Here is a 1,070-nt window from a genome sequence, read left to right as displayed (position 1 = left end):
AAAAGAAACAAAACCAAACAAAAAGCTCTGGCTAAGTGCTTGTCCGAAAATCTGTCGATTTTCAAACCCGCACTAACCATAGCAAAATACGTTAGCAGTTATTAAAAACCAACATCGTCAAAAATTCAAAAATGCAAGTATCGATATCTGAAGAATCACATTTTATTGCCCATTATTTAGCAAAATATGCTGACTCTTATGATACTCTGAATATCGGAAATAACACTCAAACGCACAATGCTATTTGTGACGTACTTGATATTACGGAATCGTCATTTAGAAGATTGAGAGACGAATACGACGGATTTTATGAAAATAGAAAAGGGTTTCCTAATCCTGAAAGTCGGAAATCAAGAGTTGAATATAAAAGCCGATTTGAGAATATTGAGCAGAACGAATATTTAAGAGAAATAAAATCGATTTTACTGAAAAACAAAATTGACATTAAATATGACGAAATTAATGTCGAGGAAAACCTTTACGAAGGTGGAAAAGTAAGAATTGAGATAAATAGATATGAACGAAGTACAAAAGCAAAAAAAGAATGTTTAAAGCATTATGATAGAAAATGTGTTCTTTGCGGATTTGAGGATAAGACTTCCAAATACACAAATATTGATATTATCGAAGTGCATCACTTAAAACCCATATCGGAAATTAATGAGGAATATATTGTAAATCCGATTAAGGACTTAAGACCAGTTTGCCCGAATTGCCACCGAGCACTACATTCAAAAGTTCCTGCTTATAGTATCGAAGAATTGAACATCGTGCTAAATAACAACTGCTAACAATGTATATAAAACATAGCTATTACAGGCTTTCCGAAAGGTTTGTGTGTATTTGCAAAGACCGCCAAATTTTTAAATTTGGCTTTTTGAGAAAATTAAGATAAAAAGAAAAATTTAAAAATTCGGCTCGTGTATAATCCGAAACGAAAGCGTCTTTTTACACGCTACGTTTCATATACAAGACCGTTAGGCAATATTAAATGAAAAAAAAATTAACCGATTCCATTTGGGCTGAACTAAAATATAATTTAGGAACATATATAATGCAAAATGTTTATT

1 protein-coding gene is annotated in these 1,070 nt (G+C 31.7%); it reads left to right on the top strand.

From position 1 onward, the window contains the following. The first annotated feature begins 131 nt into the window (after nt 1-131). A complete protein-coding gene (locus tag FHR24_RS15555; protein WP_167191141.1) occupies nt 132-791 on the top strand; it encodes an HNH endonuclease in 660 nt (219 codons plus the stop codon). Nucleotides 792-1,070: the final 279 nt, after the last annotated feature.

The sequence above is a fragment of the Wenyingzhuangia heitensis genome, from assembly GCF_011762155.1.
GTDB lineage: Bacteria > Bacteroidota > Bacteroidia > Flavobacteriales > Flavobacteriaceae > Wenyingzhuangia > Wenyingzhuangia heitensis.
This window is presented reverse-complemented; position numbering and strand designations above follow the sequence as displayed.